Raw genomic sequence first — 17,283 nt, forward strand, 5'->3', positions numbered from 1 at the left:
AATATGAATAATATATGTAAATTATTGATTGGCATGATGGCGGCAGTATGTTGCACTTCATGTAACAATGAGTGGGAAGATGAACAATTCAAACAGCTGGCATCTTTCAAAGCAGAGATTAATAATGAAGGAGTAACTTCTACTTATGTACGCTACAAACCAGGAGGAGTGGTGACTTATCAGCTTCCGGTTTTGTTGAGTGGTTCAACCATGAATACACAGGCAAGAACTATTCATGTAGCACTTGATAAGGATACTTTGGATGTGTTGAATCAGGAACGTTTTGGTGAACGCCGTCGGGAACTTTTTTACCATTTGTTGGATCAACAATACTATTCCATACCGGAAACTGTAGAAATGCCTGCAGGTGAATCTGAAGCACTGTTACCTATTGATTTTACGCTAGGAGGGCAGAACAATGCGAAACCGTTGGATATGTCGGATAAATATATTCTACCATTGACTATTCAAGACGATCCATCTTATAACTATCAGGTGAACAACCGTCTGCATTATCGGAAAGCATTGTTGAATATCATTCCGTTCAATGATTACTCCGGTTCGTATGATGGTAGCCTATTAAAGATTTTTTTGGAGAATCAAAAGGATAATTTCATGTTAGCTACCCATAAAGCTTATGTGTATGACGAGAAGACCATTATGTTTTATATGGGAGTTCGTGATGTGAATTACATGGACCGTAAATACTATAAATTATATGTAGAGTTTACAGATGAACCGCTGAATGAAGGAAGTGAGTTGAAGAAGAAACTGAGATTATGGACCGATAACGGGGGAGAGGATGGCAATAACTTTAAAATTCTCTTGCTGGGCGAAGGAGACGACAAATTTAAGGAAGCTCCTTATTATACGATTGTCGAAGAGAATGATCCTGTGAAGCCTTACTTGAAGCATATTTATATCACTTTGTCTATGGGATACTCATTTGAGGACTATACACTTAGCCCGGGTAACCGTATGAAGTATAGAGTAGAAGGTACATTAAGTATGCAACGTGACTTGAATACGTTGATTCCGGACGAAGACCAACAAATCGAATGGAATTGATGGGTTGTTGATTGATGAATATAATATTGAGAGGCAGTGTTCAAATTTGGGATTGGGTACAGCCTCTCAAGTTTTTTAGAACTATAAAACAATTTATTAATGGTTTAGTCAGCTCTTTTGGGATAAGGAGCGTAATTAATTTGTTTACATATGAAAAACTACAAAATTCTAAAGAATATTTATATATGTCTGGCTTTGTTGTCAACTGTTTTATTAGTTGGTTGTTCGAAAAGTGATGAAACCCCAGCCCCCGAGGAACAGCCTTTAGGCAAAGGAAAAATAACGTTTAATGTGCATACTCCCGGGGCATTCCTTACAAGGGCAGTAGGTGTAGGTGACGAAAATGGAGGCACTAATGACAAAATAGCCTTTTATCAATTTAGCAGAGAAGGTAAGTATGAACAAAGGTATGTCTTAAATTATGCAGCTGCTTCTGTAGGTGCAAACGGTGATACAAGGTCATATACTGTTGAATTAACTTCTTCGACTGGAGGAGAAAAGAGATTCATCATTGTGGAGAGTGAGAATGAGAGCAATTTCCCTAATATGAGTGCAACAAATACAATCGATGAACTACTAAATAGCAAAACTGTTGCCGAAAGTGGTAAGTTGAATCCTCCATTTGTTATGTCTAATGTCAAAACAGATGGTAAGGAGTATGTAACAGTTGCCGATGTAGAATCTTCCAATAATCAGGTTGATGTAAAACTTAAAAGACGTGTAGCTAGATTTGATTTGTTGAATGATCCAACAGAATCGGGATTAGTGATCGATAAGGTATATATTAAGAATAGATACACTCAAGGATTCATCGGTGACGTAAGTGGTAATGCAGGCAATATATCTTCTGATGTTTTGGAAATACCGGCAGCTGATTTAGCTAATGACGGAAAGAGTTTCTATCTTTATCCGACTCAGTTGACTTCAACTCTTGAGCAGAATGAAAAAACAGTTGTATGGGCTACCACTAAACTTGCCAATACCAATACGGAAGGGCCGACTCTTTATCTGAATCTTACTGCTGATATCAATGTGGAGGCCAACTATCTCTATCAGCTTAATACGAAAAAGATAGCCGGTTCTACAGGCTTTGACATCTCAGTAGAAGAATGGAAAGACGGTACTTCAATTGATTGGGTGACGATTGAAGACGGAATCTCTGTAATGGATGACAAGGCTACTGTCATTGCTGGTACAGATATTAAAGGGACTTATGTAAAGATTGCAGCTGACGCTACAATGCCATATACTATAAAACGTGTCGTTACAGATTATAGCTCAGCAGCATTGGACGCTGCGTATGACGGAAGCCTACCTAAATGGCTTACCATTTCTTCATCTACTAAAGATGCAGGTAGCGGTCTTTATCGTCATGAGATTATTTACACGGTGACTGCACATCCTGAGAAGACAAGTCAGTTTGCTATCACACATCTTAACGGAGCCGTTTCAGATGAGAACTTGTTGGTAATCGGGTTTGCCGATCCGTATCCAGGCACTCCGCTTCCTTGTCTATCGTGGGAAGAGAAGCTCTATTCGCCAGTGCACTGTCGTCAGTCCACCTATCTTGTCCATAATACAGTAGATAAGGCTTATTTCTGTGGAACTGAAGGATATACGTTTAATACTCCTATGAAAGGTAAAACGGGTAATGAGGGGGCGAAGAATCTTTGTCCCGAGGGTTGGACAGCATTGAATGATGCAGAGGCAAAAGATTATATTTTGTGGGTAGGACAGCATCTTAAATCACAAGTGGCAGAGGCTTTATATACTTACTGTTGGTTCGATAAAGACGATGAGGCTACTAATTTGCGTATATTGGGGGGATACCCATACGATAGAGCTACTCCCAATGTGAAAGACTTAGCTTGTTATGGTACGTGGCCGAACGTAGCTTGGGTGAACATCAAACTGCCAGGTCTTACTATAGCGGGACAGACATTTAACGATGAATGGACAGTGAAGAAGGATTACGGAATCCCCTACAGATGTATCCGTGATAAAGCCGGTTGGGAATAATTATATGGATTCTTGAAAGGATATATATTCAATGATTAAATTTGTAAGAAATGCTAAAGAATACTTTATTTGTGATTCTTCTAATGATTTCCAGCTTATTCACGGCTTGTGCTGAAGGATATGTAAGTGATGTGCAGAAGGAGGATGACACAAAAGAAATACGTTTCAGTCTGAATATGGAGGGAGGGCTAACGATGTCCTCCACCAGGGCTTCTGTGTCTTTGGACGGAATGAAATGGAAAATATTCTGTTTTGACGATCAATATAATTATCTGTTTGACAAAACAGGAAGTATAGGGGATGCAGCAAATGAAATAAAGGTTTCTGTAATTAAAGGCGTCGTTTATCGATTCCTGTTTTTGTGTACCACAGCTGATAAATTCCCAGAGTTGGCTTCCGGTAAGACTTATTGGGATTTAGAAGCGTATGCTCCTCAATTGCCGTTAGCTGATCCGATGGCGATGCTTGTCAGTAGAGGCAATGAAAAAGATGGTACACTTCGTGTAGCTGCTGCGTCTGCATCGGTGCAGGTTACTCTTGCTCCGCGTGCATCTAAGATCGTTTTGCAAAAGGATCCGGATACAGCTTCGGATATTACAGTGAATTCCGTGACTTTTGCGGATGCCGCTTCTTCTGTTCCTTATGTTCATATCGAACCTCAACATTACAGTGAATATGAGAATCTTCCGGTAGCAACCCGAAAGACCTATCAGTGTGTACCCCAAGAGGATGTATGTTATATGCTTCCGGATATGTGCGCCGAAACCTTTGGAGTGAATGCTACGCTGCATATCACTCATCCGATTTCTGGAGAACAGGACGTACGGGTAACGGTACCAGTGGGGCTTGCGTTGAATGTAGGCAGTGGAAAGACTTACTATATTGAAATGTCTGCTGATGCAAATGGAAAAGTTGCTGCTACTTGGGCAACACGTGTAGCACCCAAAACGTTGAAACTTGCTACACAAAACTTATGGGGTAAATCGACTTCCGTTGTGTTGGATTACTTCAATAGAATTGATGTGGACGTGCTTTGTGCGCAGGAATGCAGTAATCTCTCCGAATCTGATATACAAGCACAGGGGCTTTACGTTCATACTCACTCCAACAATAGGCAGGGAAAATGCAGCATTATATCACGTTATCCTTTCTCGGGGATTACACCAAACAAGTATGGTGTTTATATCGACTTGGGTGATGGCATTGTTGTGCTGGTGATGAACTGTCACGGTGCTTTCTATCCTTACGGTCCTTATCAGTTGAATGGTATCGCATATGAAGGATATGAAGGTACGGACGATGTTGACTATGTAGTAAAAGTCAATAAAGAAGCCCGTCAAGGCATGGTGGACAAACTGCTGGAGGATTTTAATTCGTCTACCACTCCTTTTGTTTGTCTCTCGGGTGACTTCAATGAACCGTCATGGCTTGACTGGACGGAAGGTGCCTTGAAAGCAGAACTTGCTCCTTACGTTGTTCAGTGGCCTACCACCCGTTCTTTGTGGGAAGGCGGCATAAAAGGTGATGCTTACCGAACGATACATCCGGATCCTGTGACGCATCCGGGATTCACATGGACGCCGCGCCCGAGCGAGAAGGACACCAGAGACCGATTAGATTTGACTCTTTATACCTTGTCTCCCAACACGGAAGTGAAAAGTTGTCAGGTGATAGGAGAGAAGACAGAAACGTCGGATATCGTTCTTCCTAATTGGGGGCCGTTTGAAAATGTATTCGATCACCGGGGATTACGGACAGAATTTGTCTTTACGAAATGACGGAACGGTGCACCGGAATTAGTGAGTCTCCAGACTGTTAATTATTGAGGTCTCGGGTATTAATACCTGTCGTGTAAGGTATTAATATCCGAGAATTCAGCTATTAATAGCTAACATGCCAACTATTTGTAATGGATAAACCAATGATTAACTAATGTCTTTTTGTCTGTTGCTAGATAACCTTCAAATAGGCAATATATGGCAGTTTGGGACTCAAATTTCATTTATTGACTTGTTTTTAGCATGCCGGACAGGTAGAAAACACTATTTTTGTCCTCATCCGTTTTAGACTTTTAAGATTATATAAACCAATAAATTGTAACGTACGAATATGCACAACATTGCTAAAACCTTTTTCCCGATTTTATTATTACTTTTTGCTGCAGTAGTGACAGCACAGAATGGGAAGAACAATGTCGGAAATGCGCAACGCATCTGGCTTGATTCTGAAATTGGTCATCAGGGCGACTACCAGTGGAAAATGATAAAAGCTGGAGATGCAACAGATCCCGGAGAAAAGATTTCGTTATCCAATTATGCAACTGCAAATTGGATGCCGGCCATCGTTCCCGGAACAGTTTTGAATTCTTTGGTGTATAACCAAAAATACCCGGAGCCTTATTATGGAATCAATAATAAGATTGAATCTAAATTGATACCGGATATTTCTGAAACCGGACGTGACTTTTACACCTATTGGTTTCGGACAGATTTTACAGTACCGCAGTCATTCAAGGGAAAGACTGTCTGGTTACAGTTGGATGGTATCAACTACCGGGCAGAAGTATGGGTGAATGGTAACTTGTTGAGCACAATGAACGGTATGTTTATTCAGGACTATATTGATGTTACGGATTTTGTGAAAATCGGAGGAAAAAACGGACTGGCTATAAAGGTCTATCCGGTAGATGTTCCCGGAAGTGCGAAGCCGAAATCCTGGGGAGCAGCCGGCGAATTTCATAACGGTGGAAACGGTAACATTGGTTTGAATACTACCATGTTGATGACGGTAGGTTGGGACTTTACCTTTATGGACGGTATCCGTGACCGTAATACAGGTATATGGAAAAATATTTCCCTCTATGCTACAGGCAGAGTAGCATTACGCCATCCTTTCGTTAAATCTGAATTGCGAAAACCTGATTATGACCAGGCTCGTGAGACTGTATCGGTTGAGATTATCAATCCATCGACCAGTAATCGGGTAATCAGTTGCAAGGTGAAGGGTGAAATTGTGGGTGAAAATATCACTTTTGAAAAGACCTTCCGACTGATGCGTGGAGAAGAAAAAACAGCAACCTTCTCCCCCGAAGAGTTCCCGCAACTGATTATTAACTCTCCAAAACTGTGGTGGCCTGTCAATAAAGGACCACAAAACTTATATGACCTGAAGCTGACAGTATCAGTTGATGGCAAAGAATGTGATTCTGTGAAAACAAGATTCGGTATTCGTGAAATTGTCTCGGATAGAAAGACGCCAGATAAATCACGTGTCTTTTATGTGAACGGTAAACGATTGTTTATTCGTGGTACCAACTGGATACCGGAAGCAATGTTGAGAACTTCGGATGAACGTACCTATGCAGAATTGCGGTACTCCCGCCAGTCCGGTGTCAACCTTTTAAGAATGTGGGGAGGCGGAATTGCAGAGTCTGATTATTTCTTCCAATTGTGTGACGAATTGGGATTGTTGGTATGGCAAGAGTTCTGGATGACTGGTGATACTCGTCATCCGCATGATAAGGCTCTCTATATGAGTAACGTGGAATCTACCGTAAAACGTATTCGTAATCATCCTTCTTTGGCTTATTATGTTGCTTCTAATGAGAGTACAGAAGTTACCGGTACTCCTGAATTACTGAATAAACTGGATGGTACACGTGGCTTCCAGATGCAGTCCGAATGTGAAGGAGTGCATGATGGCAGTCCTTACAAACAGGTAAATCCGATGCAGCATTATGAAAATACGGCCTCTCCCAGAGGAAGCCGTGTAGACGGATTTAATCCGGAATACGGTGCACCTACTCTTCCAACTGTGGAAATCCTCCGAGAAATGATGGATGAAAAAGACCTTTGGCCTATCAATAAGGAAGTATGGGATTATCTGGATGGAAATGGTTTCCATCTGATGAGTACTATGTATACAGACTTGGTGAATAACTACGGAAAATCATCATCCATTGATGAGTTTGCACAGAAAGGGCAATTGTTGGGAGCTATTAATTCGAAGAGCATTTGGGAAGTATGGAACTACAATAAGCTGGATTATGGTGATCGTTTCTGTTCCGGACTTTTGTTTTGGTATCATAACTGCTCTATGCCTCAAGTGGCTTCCCGTATGTGGGACTGGTCTCTGGAACCGACAGCGTCGCTTTATCATACTGCCAACTCTTTAGAACCATTACATGCACAGTTTGACTATCTTAAGAATACAGTGTCTGTAGTGAATGATTATTATCGTGAATTTAAGAATTATAAAGTGATAGCACAGGTTTACGATATTAACAGCAAGAAAGTATTTGAAGAATCAGCAGTGGTTAATCTACCCTCGGATGGAGTGGTAAACGATGCGTTGACTATTCGTTTCCCGGAAAACATATCTCAAGTTCACTTTATTAAACTGATTCTGAAAGATGAAAAGGGAAAAGATGTTTCTTCTAACTTCTATTGGCGTTCTAATGACAAATATGAAGGAAGCAAAACTTTGACCGGTCCGGCTGCTTCAGGTTTTGAAGATTTGAGTAAACTGAAGCAGGCAAAAGTGAAACTTACCTATAAAGTAAGAGAAGATGATAACAATTACTTTGTAGATATTACTTTGAGAAATACCTCCGGGCAGATTGCTTTCTTTAATCAGTTGCAATTCCTGAATTCAAAAATGAGTCCGATACGTCCTTCATTCTATACAGACAATTTCTTCTCCTTGATGCCGGGTGAAAAGAAAACGGTAACCATTGAAACCGCAAAAGGAAAGTTGAAAGATGGAGCTGTGTTGGCACTGAAAGGCTGGAATATAAATAAGCAAGAATATAAATTGAAGTAAAAAAGTAAGAATATGAATTGATTCTGCTTTCTTTGTTTCGGTAGATTGTGGAATCAATCATTGATATTGTAGAGAAATCATTTTAATCATTAAAAAGAAGTGAGATGAAACTTAAGTTTATCATAGGTGTAGTCGGTATATTATCAGCATGTGGATTTACTAATGCACCTTCTTTAGATACTACTCAGGAAGAACAGGATAATAATTGGGTGATTGGTCCGTTCCATCGTCCGGAAGGAGTTAATCCTGTCATATCACCGCAACCGACAGAATTTTATTGTCCGATGCGGAAACAGCAAGTGAAGTGGGAAGAAAGTGATACATTTAATCCGGCTGCTACTACAAAAGACGGAAAAATTATTGTACTTTACCGCGCAGAAGATAATTCGGCTCAAGGCATAGGTAAAAGAACTTCACGTGTTGGTTATGCTGAAAGTAAGGATGGGATTGAGATGAAGAGGATGGCTAGCCCTGTTCTTTTTCCTGCCGAAGATAATTTTAAAGATCAAGATTGGCCGGGGGGCTGCGAAGATCCCCGTGTGGCTATGACCGAAGACGGATTGTATGTGATGCTTTATACGGCATGGAATCGAAAAAAAGCGCGTCTTGCTGTAGCTACTTCCCGAGATTTGAAGAATTGGACAAAACATGGACTTGCCTTTGATAAGGCATATAACGGTCGATTTAATAATCTTTTCTGCAAGTCAGGTTCTATTCTAACAAAATTGAAAGGAAATCAACTGGTCATTGATAAAGTTGACGGTAAGTATTTGATGTATTGGGGAGAGTATGCGGTATATGCTGCTACTTCTGATAACCTGATTGACTGGTATCCGGTTTTGGATGAGAAGAATGAGCTAATGAAAATTATACAACCTCGTAAAGGGCATTTTGATAGTTTGCTGACAGAATGTGGTCCTCCGGCTGTTCGTACCAAACATGGTATTGTTCTTATGTATAATGGTAAGAATAGTGGTAAAACTGGAGATGCTGACTATCCAGCCAATGCTTATTGTGCCGGACAGCTGTTATTGGATGGTGACGATCCTTATAAAGTATTGGATCGTTTGGATAAGCCTTTCTTTGCTCCCGAGGCTCCTTTTGAGAAGAGCGGACAGTACAAAGATGGAACAGTATTTATTGAGGGACTTGCATATCACAAAAGGAAATTATACCTCTATTATGGTTGTGCTGATTCTCGGGTAGCAGTCGCTGTATGTGATGATGTAAAGAAGCTGAAGATAAAATAGTAGATTATAAAACAATGAGAATAAAGCTGGATACATATATTGCTTGTATTGCTATTTTTCTGTGTTCTTCTATAGAATGCATCTATTCGCAAAAATTGAAATGGAATTTTGGTTTATCACGTAGGCAAAGTTCCGAAGTGATACCTCATTCAAAATATTCGTTTCAGACAGCTAAACTTAAAAAGAAGGTTATAGAACCCGGAGAATTGAGTCCGCTTTCCGATTGGGAGTATCAACTATCCAAAGGATGGGAAATGATAGAAGGGTATAAAGCTAGAGCTGCCGAAAAATCAGTAGTTGCGCAAGATTTAGATACAAGTGAATGGTATTCGGCAACAGTTCCAGGTACAGTCTTAACTACATTGGTGGATCAGGGTGTGTACCCTGATCCTTACTGGGGACTTAATAATTTATTGATTCCCGATACGCTTTGCCGGATGGACTGGTGGTATCGCAATTCTTTTAGTATTCCTCGTAATAAGAAGGGAGAGAAAGTGAAGTTGATTCTGAATGGAATCAATTATAAAGCGGAGATCTGGTTCAATAGGCAGTTATTAGGAACGATGACCGGTGCTTTTGAGAGAGGTATTTTTGATATAACTCCTTGGGTGGATTATGATAAAAAGAATCTGTTGGCCATTCGTATTCTTCCGCCTAACAATCCCGGTATTCCTCACGAGGCAAATAGGAAAGAAGGAATTGGTCCCAATGGTGGAGCATTGTGCCTGGATGGTCCTACTTTTATCTCTTCAGAAGGCTGGGATTGGATTCCCGGCATACGCGACCGAAACATGGGTATTTGGCAGGATGTCAGAGTCAAATTTGGAAATGAATTGGAAATTGTTGATACACATGTGATTACGGATTTGCCTTTGCCTGACACTACTTCTGTCAATTTTATCGTTCAGGCGGAGATTTATAATTCTTCTAAAACGACTCGTACTGCTAATTTGCATTTTAATATTGGCGGATTGTCAGCTGTTTATCCGGTCTCTTTGAATGCAAATGAAAAGAGGATGATTAAGCTGACTTCTAATGAGTGTAAAGAACTGCAAATGAAGAATCCACGTCTCTGGTGGCCGAATGGGTATGGAGAACAGTATTTATATGATGCATCTTTAAGTCTGATTTCATCAGGTAAGGACACGCTTGACGTAAAGAAGATGCGTATCGGTATCCGTGAGTTGGAGTATGAATTGTCTGCGTACGAGGATAACTCTCCTATAGTGCGTTTGAACTATAATCCGACTGCTGCTTTGCAAGATGGAAAACCCGCTTTTGATACTGTGAAACGTAAGAAAACAGATAATAAAGTTCGCTATACGAATTACGATGGAGAGTTTGTCCCTTATTTATTAAAACCAATATCTTCACAAGGAATAGAGTTGATAAAAGATTCACTGATGAAAGAATATATGGTTATAAAGGTGAACGGACAACGGATTTTTTGTAAAGGAGGTAACTGGGGAATGGATGATGGTATGAAGCGAGTTTCCCGGGAGCGACTGGAACCTGCCTTGAAGTTGCATAAGAATATGAATTATAACATGATTCGTAACTGGACAGGTGAGAGTACGGAAGAAGTATTTTATGAGCTTTGTGATGAGTACGGAATGTTGGTTATGAATGATTTTTGGCTTTCGACAGATGGGTTTAACCTCAATCCGCTGGATAACTGCCTGTTCGTTAGAAATGTGACCGAAACAGTACGTCGTTTCCGCAATCATCCCTCTATTGCTTTATGGTGTGCACGTAATGAAGGATTTGCGACTAATGAACTTGAGTACATGTTGGCCGCCACTTTAGCTAAAGAGGATGGCAGCAGGCATTATACAGGAAATTCCCGTTCATTGAATAGTTCAGGAAGCGGGCCTTGGCGTTATCAGTTTGATGCAGGCTGGTACTACCGTTCTTTAGCAGGAGGATTCCGATCCGAAGTGGGTACTCCTTCGCTACCTACGGCTGAAACAGTTCGTGAGTTTATGGCGGAAGAGGATACATGGCCCATTAGTGATGTTTGGTATTATCATGACTGGCATAATCATAGATATGGTAGTAAGACTTTTAGTGAGCTTTATAAGGAAGGGATGGATCGTAAATTGGGACCTTCTGATAACTTGGATGATTTCTGCAAGAAAGCACAATTGATTAATTACGAAAGCCATCGGGCTATTTTTGAAGCATGGAATAGTAAGATGTGGAATGATGCTTCCGGGGTGCTATTGTGGATGAGCCATCCTGCATGGCCCAGTATGGTTTGGCAGAATTACAGTTCAAATGGCGAAACTGCCGGTGCCTATTATGGCACTCAAAAGGCGTGCCGTCCTCTTCATATTCAGATGAGTCTTAATAGTCAACATAAAGTTGATATTATTAATACTACGCTGAAAGAATATCGGAATTTGAAAGTGGAAGTCGTGGTTTACGATAAAGTAGGAAAAAAGATACGTTCCTCACAACAGAAGGTAAGTCATGTGACAGCTAATGCACTGACTCCTGTAGCACAATTAGAGGATATAAAAGGTCTTCCTGATTTCAGTTGGGTAAAGCTGGTATTGACAACAAATGATGGAAAGTTGTTGGATGATAATGTCTATTGGCTCAATCAAAAGGAATGGGATGGAAAGGTTCTGACTGATTTACCGGTTGCTTCGGTGAATGTATCTGTGAAGAATTTTGCGAAAAAAGCAAATCATTATGAGGGTAAACTTATTGTGAAAAATCCAGGACAATATCTGGCAGCCGCAATAGCATTGACTTTGAGGAATGCAAAAACAGATGCGCCCATTCGTCCTGCTTATTTTGATGACGGATATTTTTATTTGATGCCCGGCGAATTTAAAGAAATCCGTTTTCAGGTGGATTGTAAAGAAGGGGTGGATAAGATGCTTTTGCGGGTAGATGGATATAATGTTGAATCGAAAGATATATTGTTGAATAAATAAAGATTAGGTATTTATGTATAAGAAGGTATTAATATTATTATTTTTTATTCCTTTTCAGTTGTTGTTTGCTCAAACGAGTATGTTGAAAGATTTCCCGGAGGGCTCTACTCCGGAGGAAATAGGTAAGCGATTGGCCTATCGTTTTCTGACAGAGAAACATGCGCTTCATGTCGGAAAATGGATTGGTTATCCGGAGACTTTCTATTGGAACGGGGCTTTACGGTATGCTTATCTTGCAAAAGATAAAGAACTTCTCAATCGTTTGCAAGATAAGTTTGAACCTCTGTTTACCGAGGAGAAAGCGTTGCAACCTATTATGAATCATGTTGATGTGAATATGTTTGGGAGTTTGCCACTTGAGTTATATCTTGTGACGAAGGATAAGAAATATTGGTATTTAGGATTGCCTTATGCCGATTCTCAATGGAAAGTGCCTGCAAATGCGAAACCGGAGGAAAAGGAATGGGCTGAAAAAGGATATTCCTGGCAAACACGTTTGTGGATTGATGATATGTATATGATTACAATTGTGCAGACTCGTGCTTATAAAGTGACGAAGGATAAAAAATATATTGATCGTGCAGCTAAAGAGATGGTGATGTATCTGGATGAGTTGCAACGTCCGAACGGTCTTTTCTATCATGCACCGGATGTACCTTATTATTGGGGGCGCGGAAATGGCTGGATGGCTGCCGGAATGACGGAATTACTTCAGTGTTTGCCTAAAAATCACAAAGACCGTCCTCGTATTTTGCAGGGCTATCGGACAATGATGGAAAGTCTGAAGAAATATCAGAATCCGGAGGGCTTGTGGAATCAGTTGATTGACCAGTCTGACTGTTGGACTGAAACATCAGGATCGGCTATGTTCACTTTTGCTTTTATCAAGGGAGTTAAGAATGGATGGTTGAATGCTGAAGAATATGCTCCTGCTGCTCGTAAGGCGTGGATAGCTTTAGTCTCATATCTTAATGATAAAAATCAAGTGAGAGAAATTTGCGTGGGTACGAATAAGAAGAACAGTAAACAGTATTATTATGACCGTCCACGCCGCACGGGTGATTATCATGGGCAAGGACCTTATCTGTGGTGTGCTGCCGCTCTAATGGAAAAGTAATTGTTCCGGTATTGAGTAGTAATTGAGGCTTTTGGGAGATATTTCTTTTGATTTGGATAATTTTTTTATTTATAGCTCAATTTCTTTTATTCAATGTGAAGGATGTTCCTTAACTTTGGTTTAACAATTTAGTACAAACGGAATCAGACAGGCTGATTCGCAATCATGTTTTATATGAGTTTGAAATATTTACTTTGTGGGATGGCTTTTGTGGCATGTGCCACTATTGCTGAGGCTTTTAATAATGTGCCGGAATCGATTTCTGCATCTATTTCTTTGAAAGTACCTGGAAATGGGGCGAAACACTATCCATTGACTTTTCAGAAATCGCAGAATAATAATGGCACTTATTATTTGGAGAATTCGGAAAAGATGCCGTTGACTGTGTCTCAAAATATAGTTACTGGTAATGATGGGCTACGTATTAGTGTATCTATCACTGCATTGGAAGATGTCTATTTTAATTACAATCAACAGATGGCAACCGGCTTCCGTCATGATGACTGCCTGTTCTATATGCCGGGGTTCTGGTATCGACGTAATCTACGTTCACCCAAAGAGGCTCCTTCATTCCATACATCAGATAGTTGGATTGTAAGCGAAGACAGGTTAAGTGCACCTCTTACGGGAATTTTCTGTGAGAAGACACAACGTTTTATGACTGTCAACAGACTGGATAAGTTTGTAAACAGCACTTTGGCCACGCATCGGGAAGGTGAGATTATTCTTTCGGATAAGACATCTTTGGGGTATACCGGATTTGAAAATAAAGGTGGTGTTGCTACTCTTTCTTTCGGTTTTCCTTATCGGGAAGCTCCCAAAAGTTATATTCGTAAATTGACATTAGCTCCGGCTGTGACTGCTTATCAGCTTCTGAAAAAAGGAGAAACTATTTTGTTGACCTGGCAAATTGTTGAAGGTGAAGTCAAAGACTATTCTGATTTTGTGCGCCATACCTGGGAATATTGTTATGATACATATTCTCCCAAGCCTGTTGATACTCCCTACTCAATTGAGTATATGAAGCAGACTCTTAGCCAATTCTTTGTAAGTAGTTTTGTTGATAAATATCCATTGGTATATAATTCGGGCATACATCTTAGGATAGACGCATGTACAAGTAATGGGCAGGCAGAGGTCGGTTTTATCGGTCGTGTTCTTCTGAATGCATTCAATGCTTGGGAATATGGCTGGGAATGTAACCGGGAGGATTTGAAGGCTAATAGTACTAAAGTCTTTGATAGTTACCTGAAGAATGGTTTCACAGAGGCAGGCTTTTTCAAGGAATCGGTTAATTTTGATAAGAATTCTGAAGATCCTGTTCATAGCATCCGTCGTCAGTCAGAAGGGCTTTATGCAATCTTCCATTTCCTGGCCTATGAAAAAGAAAAAGGACGTAAACATCCGGAATGGGAACAACGATTGAAGAAAATGCTGGATATGTTTCTGCAATTGCAAAATGCTGACGGCAGTTTTCCACGTAAGTTTCGTGACGATTTCACTATTGTAGATAAAAGTGGGGGAAGCACTCCTTCTGCTACATTGCCTTTGGTGATGGGATATAAGTATTTCAAGGATAAACGTTATTTGGATAGTGCTAAGCGGACTGCAGGTTATCTGGAGAAAGAATTGATTTCTAAAGCAGATTATTTCTCATCTACCCTTGATGCGAATTGTGAAGATAAAGAAGCATCACTTTATGCTGCAACTGCTACTTATTATCTTTCATTGGTTACTAAGGGAGAGGAACATAAACATTATGCTGACCTGACAAAGCAAGCCGCTTATTTCGCCTTATCATGGTATTATTTGTGGGATGTTCCTTTTGCTCCCGGTCAGATGCTGGGTGATATTGGTTTGAAAACACGTGGCTGGGGAAATGTATCAGTAGAAAATAATCATATCGATGTCTTTGTGTTTGAATTTGCCGATGTGCTTCGTTGGCTGTCGAACGAGTATAACGAGTCTCGCTTTTCAGATTTTGCAGAAGTAATTTCAACTTCTATGCGCCAATTATTACCTTATGAAGGGCATATGTGCGGTATTGCAAAGGTAGGTTATTATCCGGAGGTTGTCCAACATACAAGTTGGGATTATGGAAAGAATGGTAAAGGATACTATAATGATATTTTTGCGCCCGGATGGACTGTTGCTTCTTTGTGGGAGCTGTTTACACCAGGGCGTGCAGAGACTTTTATGAAAAAGTAATTATAATAAATTAATTTGTAATGACGTCTAGAAGAGATTTTCTTAAAAAAGCTGGGCTGCTTAGTGCTGCTTTTGCAGTTCCTGCCCTTAATGTGAATGGCGATACCCTACAGTCTAAAATACGTCTGAAGAACACTAAGATTGCGGTGGACGATCGATGGGATGTTATTGTAATCGGTGGTGGACCTGGTGGATGTACCGCTGCAATTTCTGCAGCTAGGGAAGGTGCTAAGACTTTATTGATTGAGGCAATGGGGCAACTTGGTGGTATGGGAACTGCAGGGATGGTTCCGGCATGGTGTCCGTTTTCGGATGGTGAGAAAATCATTTATAGGGGATTGGCGGAAAAGATATTCGAGGCATCAAAAAAAGGAGTGCCTCATGAGAGAAAACAGAAGTTGAACTGGGTGAACATAAATCCCGAATATCTGATGCAGGTTTATGATCAAATGGTCGCTGATTCGGGAGCTCAGGTTCTTTTCTTTTCGAGGGTTGCAGCCGTTGAGATGTCAGCAAATGATACAATAGACGCTATCATTGTGGCAAATAAATCCGGACTTGTCGCATTCAAGGCGAAAGTCTTTATTGATGCAACAGGAGATGGTGATGTGGCTGCATGGGCAGGTGCTTCCTTTAAAAAAGGAGGAGAGGATGGAGTAGTGCAAAGTTCTACTTTATGTTTCTCGTTTGCCAATGTCGATAGCTATCACTATAATCTCATAGGCCCTTCATTACATACGAGTAACAAGAATAGTCCTATTTATGATGTGATTAAGTCCGGAAAATATCCATTGATAGGCAAACATTTCAATAGTAATCTGATTGGTCCGGATGTGGTTCAGTTCAATGCAGGGCATATTGATAATGTTGATTCGACCGATCCATGGGATACTACGCGGGCAATGGCTATCGGTAGGCAGATAGCAGAGCAATATTTGGAAGCACTGAAAGAAGTGCGGCCCAAGGCTTTTGGTAGTGCTTTTGTAGTGAAGACTGCCTCCTTGCTGGGAGTCAGAGATAGCCGTCGGATTGAAGGGGATTATACGTTTACTTTTCAGGACTGGCTGGAACGCAAAACGTTTGAAGATGAGATCGGACGTAACTGTTACTATATTGATGTTCATAAGCCAGGCCATAAAGAGACACGTTACAAAAAAGGAGAGTCGCATGGAATCCCTTATCGTTGTCTGACACCCAAAGGATTAAAGAATCTATTGGTGGCTGGTCGTTGTATCTCTACTGATGAAGAGGCTTTTGGAAGTTTGCGGGTAATGCCTCCTTGTCTGGTGACGGGGGAAGCCGCTGGAATGGCTGCTGTGCATGCCATCAAACAGACAAGGAATGACGTTCATAAAATTGATACTGTTTTGTTGCGTAAAAGGTTAAAAGAAGAAGGACAATACTTTTTATAAATGCTTGGAGGAGGTATTTTATAAGATGTATCTCTTGACAAATGCTTTTAAATGTTGTATCTTTATAGTCGAAAAAAGAATCTAAACCTTGTAAATAGCAGATAAAAGAGTATGAAACTAGTGACTTAAATGATATAATATTACAACAAATATAGAGAATATTTCTAGCATACAGGGTCGACGCATTATATTTTTTACTATCTTACAACTTGTATTTTATTTTTATATTATTGACTATTAGTGTATTATCTATTGTATATGTCGATTATTTTCCTTATCTTTATAAGATATTATAAAACATAAACTAACATGAAAATTGGCATAATTGACCTTTGTAAACAAATAGAAGATCCTAGGATGAACCGCAAAAAAGTACATAAAATGGAAACTATTATCTATATATCCATTGCTGCTGTAATCTGTGGCGCCCAGTCTTGGAATGA

General features: G+C 40.3%; 10 protein-coding genes. All 10 read left to right on the top strand.

Going from position 1 to position 17,283, the window contains the following annotated elements; translation table 11 throughout:
• The first annotated feature begins 3 nt into the window (after positions 1 to 3).
• Positions 4 to 1,068, top strand: coding sequence for a DUF4973 domain-containing protein (locus HMPREF0106_RS22370; RefSeq protein WP_004296569.1), 1,065 nt, complete (start codon positions 4 to 6; stop codon positions 1,066 to 1,068).
• Between the two features lie 150 nt (positions 1,069 to 1,218).
• Positions 1,219 to 3,087, top strand: a complete 1,869-nt coding sequence (locus tag HMPREF0106_RS22365) for a hypothetical protein (RefSeq protein WP_004296568.1) — start codon at positions 1,219 to 1,221, stop codon at positions 3,085 to 3,087.
• A 50-nt stretch (positions 3,088 to 3,137) separates the two neighbouring features.
• Positions 3,138 to 4,865: an endonuclease/exonuclease/phosphatase family protein gene (locus HMPREF0106_RS22360; RefSeq protein ID WP_004296567.1), complete on the top strand. Its 1,728-nt coding sequence runs from the start codon at positions 3,138 to 3,140 to the stop codon at positions 4,863 to 4,865.
• Between the two features lie 331 nt (positions 4,866 to 5,196).
• On the top strand, positions 5,197 to 7,908 hold the full coding sequence (locus tag HMPREF0106_RS22355; protein ID WP_004296566.1) for a glycoside hydrolase family 2 protein: 2,712 nt from the start codon (positions 5,197 to 5,199) through the stop codon (positions 7,906 to 7,908).
• A gap of 104 nt (positions 7,909 to 8,012) precedes the next feature.
• Positions 8,013 to 9,158 carry a glycoside hydrolase family 130 protein gene (locus HMPREF0106_RS22350; protein WP_004323025.1) on the top strand — a complete coding sequence of 382 codons (1,146 nt, stop codon included), beginning with the start codon at positions 8,013 to 8,015 and terminating at the stop codon, positions 9,156 to 9,158.
• A gap of 14 nt (positions 9,159 to 9,172) precedes the next feature.
• The gene (locus HMPREF0106_RS22345; RefSeq protein ID WP_009038881.1) at positions 9,173 to 12,103 is read left to right on the top strand and encodes a glycoside hydrolase family 2 protein; all 2,931 of its coding nucleotides are present in this window, start codon (positions 9,173 to 9,175) and stop codon (positions 12,101 to 12,103) included.
• 13 nt (positions 12,104 to 12,116) lie between these two features.
• Positions 12,117 to 13,220, top strand: a complete 1,104-nt coding sequence (locus HMPREF0106_RS22340) for a glycoside hydrolase family 105 protein (protein WP_004323027.1) — start codon at positions 12,117 to 12,119, stop codon at positions 13,218 to 13,220.
• Between the two features lie 174 nt (positions 13,221 to 13,394).
• Entirely contained in the window at positions 13,395 to 15,428 is a 2,034-nt protein-coding gene (locus tag HMPREF0106_RS22335) for a hypothetical protein (RefSeq protein WP_032850986.1), read from the top strand.
• A 20-nt stretch (positions 15,429 to 15,448) separates the two neighbouring features.
• Positions 15,449 to 16,840, top strand: coding sequence for an FAD-dependent oxidoreductase (locus HMPREF0106_RS22330; protein WP_004323029.1), 1,392 nt, complete (start codon positions 15,449 to 15,451; stop codon positions 16,838 to 16,840).
• A gap of 309 nt (positions 16,841 to 17,149) precedes the next feature.
• A partial coding sequence (locus HMPREF0106_RS25580; RefSeq protein ID WP_009038883.1) for an ISAs1 family transposase occupies positions 17,150 to 17,283 on the top strand: 134 nt, incomplete at its 3' end.

It is taken from the genome of Bacteroides sp. D22, assembly GCF_000163675.1.
Classification (GTDB): domain Bacteria; phylum Bacteroidota; class Bacteroidia; order Bacteroidales; family Bacteroidaceae; genus Bacteroides; species Bacteroides xylanisolvens.

Excerpts from the sequence above, each read along its gene's own strand:
- HMPREF0106_RS22370 (WP_004296569.1), top strand. The coding sequence starts at position 4 with ATGAATAATATATGTAAATTATTGATTGGCATGATGGCGGCAGTATGT.
- HMPREF0106_RS22365 (WP_004296568.1), top strand. The coding sequence starts at position 1,219 with ATGAAAAACTACAAAATTCTAAAGAATATTTATATATGTCTGGCTTTG.
- HMPREF0106_RS22360 (WP_004296567.1), top strand. The coding sequence starts at position 3,138 with ATGCTAAAGAATACTTTATTTGTGATTCTTCTAATGATTTCCAGCTTA.
- HMPREF0106_RS22355 (WP_004296566.1), top strand. The coding sequence starts at position 5,197 with ATGCACAACATTGCTAAAACCTTTTTCCCGATTTTATTATTACTTTTT.
- HMPREF0106_RS22350 (WP_004323025.1), top strand. The coding sequence starts at position 8,013 with ATGAAACTTAAGTTTATCATAGGTGTAGTCGGTATATTATCAGCATGT.
- HMPREF0106_RS22345 (WP_009038881.1), top strand. The coding sequence starts at position 9,173 with ATGAGAATAAAGCTGGATACATATATTGCTTGTATTGCTATTTTTCTG.
- HMPREF0106_RS22340 (WP_004323027.1), top strand. The coding sequence starts at position 12,117 with ATGTATAAGAAGGTATTAATATTATTATTTTTTATTCCTTTTCAGTTG.
- HMPREF0106_RS22335 (WP_032850986.1), top strand. The coding sequence starts at position 13,395 with ATGAGTTTGAAATATTTACTTTGTGGGATGGCTTTTGTGGCATGTGCC.
- HMPREF0106_RS22330 (WP_004323029.1), top strand. The coding sequence starts at position 15,449 with ATGACGTCTAGAAGAGATTTTCTTAAAAAAGCTGGGCTGCTTAGTGCT.